Origin of the sequence: Psychromonas arctica DSM 14288, from assembly GCF_000482725.1 — a bacterium.
GTDB lineage: Bacteria > Pseudomonadota > Gammaproteobacteria > Enterobacterales > Psychromonadaceae > Psychromonas > Psychromonas arctica.
Genome location: NZ_KI519492.1, coordinates 15,425 through 21,286, shown reverse-complemented (window position 1 = coordinate 21,286; position 5,862 = coordinate 15,425). Strand labels below are relative to the sequence as shown.

Annotated in this window: 3 protein-coding genes; 1 reads left to right on the top strand and 2 read right to left on the bottom strand. The window is 38.2% G+C overall.

The annotated features are described in order from the left end of the window. Positions 1 to 227, bottom strand: a 227-nt coding sequence (locus H592_RS24135; protein WP_028870496.1) for a DUF6444 domain-containing protein, incomplete at its 3' end; no start/stop codon positions are given. A gap of 652 nt (positions 228 to 879) precedes the next feature. On the opposite strand from H592_RS24135, the gene H592_RS0121030 reads away from it, so the two are divergent. Beyond that, positions 880 to 3,123, top strand: a complete 2,244-nt coding sequence (locus H592_RS0121030; RefSeq protein WP_028870495.1) for a phospholipase D-like domain-containing protein — start codon at positions 880 to 882, stop codon at positions 3,121 to 3,123. Between the two features lie 133 nt (positions 3,124 to 3,256). Here the strand turns inward: H592_RS0121030 and H592_RS0121025 are convergent, their stop codons facing one another. After that, a complete protein-coding gene (locus H592_RS0121025) occupies positions 3,257 to 4,513 on the bottom strand; it encodes a cation:proton antiporter (protein WP_028870494.1) in 1,257 nt (418 codons plus the stop codon). Between the last annotated feature and the right edge of the window lie 1,349 nt (positions 4,514 to 5,862).

Sequence of the window (5,862 nt, the reverse complement as noted above, 5' to 3'; positions counted from 1 at the left end):
GTTGTATTTGAACTATTATTTTTTGGGGACTTTTCTCTATTAGGGTCACTTGATGGTGGCTTACTACTATTACGACTGTTGAGGCCGAGACGCTGACAAAGCAAATTAACGATAAGCAGTAATAAATCTAACGTTGTGCGCATAGAAGGCGATAATGTTTTATCGGCTTCTATCTGTTGTTTTATCTTTTCGACATTACTCTCAATATCGAGACCACTTACTTTCATTTTGCCTCATCATAGGAATAGGAAGAAAGTAGTTAGAGTAACGACTAAAAAGGATCAATCAAGTTGATCCTTTTTGATCTTCTATAAACTATCAAAAATGTGAATTAGGTGCTGAGTAGTTACGTTATTTATTGGTTGGATAAGGAAGCGACTCGGTGTGCCTTTTCTTTGCTCTTGTAGGTATAGGTTTGTAGATCTCGGACAGCCATAAACTTTTATCATCCTAATAGAAAACAGGGCTAGCAATGCCTTAGTTGCCTAGACTTACCGAACCATCATAAACGATAAGGAATCGTTTTAATTTGATGATAAGAGTTCATACCAGTTCAACCTTATTATTAACGGCTTCATTTTTATGTGACTTAAAAGCGATAGTTTGTTTTTTAAAAAAGAGATTTTGCTAGAACACTTGAATAACTCATATTTTGCCTATATGGTGGATTTTTAGTCATTTATAAGTTATTGCCTTGATTGTAGTTATTAATTTATGTTGCTTATTCGTTTTAAACACCCTTTAAGGCACTAACAAAAAATCCACCTATATTGATGATCAGTTCAATCAACTACAAAGTTCAATCAACTAAAAAATTCAATACTAGATTTAACAACAATCATTTCAATGAGTACTTAGTAACAATACAAGGAATCAGTAATGCGACTAACCCAGATTAGTAGTAAATTATTTATCTTAATTGGAATATTTACACTTAGTGCTTGTGCAACTCGAGAGCAAGTAGCATTAGACGATGCCTTGTTAACTCAATATGCATCCACTGGCAGCTTACCCATAAAAGCCGCCACGGTGATCACTGATAATGATCAGGCCTTTGCCAGCAAGTTGGCCTTAATAAATCAAGCTAATACCCACATTGATCTTGCCTATTATATTTTTTCTGACGACCACACATCTTCTGTATTAGCACAAGCTCTGATAAACGCAGCAAAACGAGGCGTAAAAGTCAGGTTATTATTAGATTACCTCAGCACCTACAAGGATTTAGACCACCTCAGTTATTTGCAACAAGCAGGAGGCAGTAACATTCAAGTTAGGCTTTATGGAAGACCGAGCCAAAATATCGTTAAAGATGCAGTCTATTTAACTTTAGGCTGTGGTCAATCAAGTAAAGCAGACGCTGCTTGTAATCAAGACAAGTATGCTGAAATTGAACAACTCTTTGATAATGAAAAAATCAATAATCGCTTAGCTTCAGACATTGGTATTTCTAATTTATCGACTCCTATGTCAGCTATTTTCTTGTCTGGCTTATATGCCAAAAACCCCGAGTTAATGGCTTTTTCTCTTGAACATGGCCAATCAATAGATGTAGCTGCATTATCCGCTTCAACGAACGCTGACAGTGCGGATACCCAAGCTCAGTTAAAAAAATTAGGTAAATTATATTATCAAGCTAATTACCAAGGTGGTTTAGCCTCGTTAACAGCGAAAATAAAATTAGCGACAGCGACATTAGTATTAGGCGATCAAATCAACCCAGTATTAAATTCCGTTAATAGCTTTTTACCGACCAATCGAGAAAATAACTCAATTGCCCGCAGAGATTGGGATTATCTCACTGAATTTTTACATCATAAATTACTCTTAGTTGATCAACAGACCATGCAATTAGGCGGTCGAAATGTTGAAAACTCTTATCATATGAACCCGAGTCCCTTATCCAGTAAATATATTTTTATGGATACCGATGTGCGATTAGAATTTAATGCCCCAGAACCACAAGTGACCTCTACTTTTGACCGCCTCTGGCACTTTACTACTATGGTGGCCTCGCTTGATGAAATCCGCGAGCATGCCCCCAATGATTTTTTAATGAATTTGGATATTTACAAACAATCACAGGAATTTTGCACTAACCAAAGTACCAACAATCCAACTTGTGTTGACCAATATTATCAACAACACTTTGTTAGTTTGGATCAGCGCTTAATAAAAGTTGAGCAATCCATGACTGAAATGATTGAGAGTTATAACAACAACTATGCTCCACGTACCCAGGGAATAAGCCAATCTTTTGCTTTAGATGCCTCAGCTCAAGTTTACTACTTAGAGAACCTTCCTTTCTTTGAAAGTAAAAGAGGTTATGGGTCTATTGACGGTAAAGAAGCTGATTATGGAAAAGCGATTCATGCAACTTGGCTAGCATCCTTGAAGAAAACCTGTGAACAGGCAACTGTAAATAACCCACAGCAAGTTATCATCCATAACGCTTACTTCTTTATGCCCGGCAATCTACTCGCCGCGCTAGGCGCTATGGTTGACGGTAGTTGGGACTGTACACATGTGAGTTTGCAAATCATCACCAACTCTATTGAAACCACGGATCTAAATGTGGTGAATCTACTCGCAATGTGGCAAATGAAAGCATTTGAAGACTATAGAGCGCAACTAACGTCAACAACATCAGCAACGTTTAACTACAGTGAATATCAACAAGCGAATGAGAACGAAACCAGCACCTTGTCTTTACATTCAAAAGTCATGCTGTTTGGTGATGATTTATTTATTGGTTCAGCAAACGCTGACGTTCGTAGTTATATGCTGGACACCAATAATGGATTAATGATCATGAATGCACCCCATTTTGTAAGCCAGTATAAACAATGGCTAGCGGCTGAAATTGATACGAGACCAAAGATCGCAGAAAGGACTCAACAAATAGGCATATCCCAACAAAAGCTTAAAGTTAAAATGAATCATGTAATGGATTTGTTATTAGCTAAATACGACAAAAATAATCGAATTGATCATCAGCAAGCTGAAGATTTTAAAGAAAAAGTTCAAGGGATTACTCAGCGTATTTATAATTTATCAACCAAGATTTTAAATGGGGATAACAAAGCCCAAGACGAGTTTAATCGTTTGTTTAAAACCATTTAACACTCTAATGCGGTTGATTGCATCGTCAGCTCGCGTTTACGTTTTAATTACCTTTTTGTTTTTATAAGAGAGAAATAAAAGCGTGTGAAATACAGCTATTTCACACACTTTTAAAAAATTATATTTAACCTATTTATATTTGACGGATAGTTTTGGCCACTTTACCAATACTCAAACCTTGAATTAAAATAGAAAACACTACAACCGCATAAGTTAGAGCCAAAAGAATATCGCGTTCGCTCCCATCGGGTAATTGCAATACCAGTGCAACCGAAATACCACCACGCAAGCCACCCCAGGTTAGCACTTTCCACGCACCGGATGGCAACTCTAATTGCTTATTAAATGCAGTCGTTGTTATACCCACAACGGTTAAACGTGCGAGTAATGCTATTAAAATTGTTAAGCCACCAGCCACAAACAAATTACTCGAAAATGTAATCATGACGACTTCAAGCCCTATCAGTACAAATAAAATAGCATTTAAAATCTCGTCAATCAGCTCCCAAAACAAATCAACGTAATGGCGTGTTTTGTCGCTCATAGCCATACTACGACCATGGTTACCGACCATTAGCCCCATCATTACCATTGCAAGTGGGCCCGACAAATGCCAATGGCTTGCAAGTGCATAACCACCAATAACGCCCGCTAAAGTAAGTAGCACTTCTTCTTGGTAACTATTAATACTTTTGAGTAAGTAATATAAAATACCACCTAACACCAAACCAAAAACAATACCGCCACCGGCTTCAACCGCGAGCGTGTGCGCTACATAGTAGGTTGTAGGAATATCACCACTGGATAAAACCCCCAGTAAAAGCACAAAAATAACCACGCCAATACCATCGTTAAATAATGATTCTCCCGCAATCACGGTTTCAATACTTTTGGGCGCACCCGCAGATTGCAAAATTCCCATTACCGCAATCGGATCGGTTGGCGAAATTAATGCACCAAATAGTAAACACCAAATAAATGCTAAATCAAAACCAAGCAAAGGAAGTACTAAATAAAGCGCGCCAGCAATAATAACCGTAGATAACAACGTACCAACACAGGCCAAAATGCCTATTGGCAATTTATAACGTCTTAAATCGCTAACATTTACGTGCAGCGCCCCAGCAAAAAGCAGCATAGAAAGCATGCCATCAAGCAAAACTTCAGGGAAATCTAACTGATCGAGTAAGCTCACTTCGTAATCTATAAGACCATCAAACCCTAAAAAGCCCAAAAATATAGCGCCGATAGATAAAAGCATTGAAATAACCATAACGCCAATGGTTGTTGGTAAGCCAATAAAACGATGATTTATATAGGTGAGTAACGCGGTAATTGATAAAAATATCGCACTTATTTCAAGTACGCTTAGGCTGGTTGCTAGTGCCATGGTTTAAATCTCAATATTTATTTAATGATGCCTTGCTCAAAACAAGTAAAGCAGAAGAGTTATTATTTTTTATACGGTTATCTCATATTATATTCGTATAGCGTAAACAAGCATACCCAAAATATTAATACACGGTATTATTATGAATACCAAGTAAATTGATAGCAATGACGAGCACTGACGAAGTAAAACTCAACGCAGCGACAACGGCCACAACATTGAACTTTCCCAAACAATGAATAACTTTCAGCAACAGCAAACAGGATCTTTGCTGTAAGTTCATTTAGCACATAGATGTGCGCATGAACTGGTGCATTAAAAAAGTGATTGATTGGTTGGATTAGAAAGTGATTCGGTGTGCCTTTTTCTTTGCTCTTGTAGGTATGGGGTTCTTTTGGGCATGCAAAAGAAAGTAACACGTCGTTAGGGCGGAATACCAAGTGATAAACAAACTTAAAGTTACGACGAGCGCAGACGAGCCTACTTCTAAAAATATAAGGAAATATGCATTCCCACGCAGAGCATGGGAACGAGTTAAACCTTAATCATTGCGGCTACGTTCATTCCCCCCGTTGAGTTTTTCTGAATCAATGACTACCTTTAGCAAGCTAAGATAGCGAATGATACGACAGTATCGTGTTTTATGAGCAGGCGTTGCTAGCTCAATTCGCCACATGGATGTGGCGTATGAGCGGTGCATTAAGAAGGTAGTCATTTATTCAGATTAAAAAACGATCGGGGCCAATCTCTTTGAGTTCTTTACAGTTATAGGTTCCCGAAGTCGCCGACAGGGCGAAACTTAAGCAAATAACATTCGAAACGAATCGACGAGCACAGACGAATTACAACTCAATGCGGCTACAACTACCCCACCGTTGAGCTTTCCCAAACAATTAAGAACTTTCAGCAACAGCAAACAGGACGTTTGCTGTAAGTTCATTTAGCACATGGATGTGCGTATGAACTGGTGCGTTAAGAAAGTTATTCATTGATTGGATCAGAAAGCGACTCGGTGTGCCCTTTTCTTTGGTTACTTTCTTTTGGGCATGCAAAAGAAAGTAACACGCCGTTAGGGCGGAATATCAAGTGATAAACAAGCTTAATGCCACGACGAGCGCAGACGAGCCAACTCTCAAATAACAAATCAAGGCTCCATAACACTTTCCTACTGGCACAAAAAAAGCAAGCCGAGGCTTGCTCTAAAAAGTTATGCAAAGATTTACTTAACTAAAAGAAAACCTTAAAAAAGATTACTCAGCTGCTGGAGCTGCTTCAACTTTATCTGCTGCTTCTTTCATAGAAAGATGGTCGCTACCTTGGCGACTTATTTTTAAGGCTTAAGCTTCTAG

Bases quoted from the DNA above. Each gene is read 5' to 3' on its own strand.
- H592_RS0121030 (WP_028870495.1), top strand. From the start codon at position 880: ATGCGACTAACCCAGATTAGTAGTAAATTATTTATCTTAATTGGAATA.
- H592_RS0121025 (WP_028870494.1), bottom strand. From the start codon at position 4,513: ATGGCACTAGCAACCAGCCTAAGCGTACTTGAAATAAGTGCGATATTT.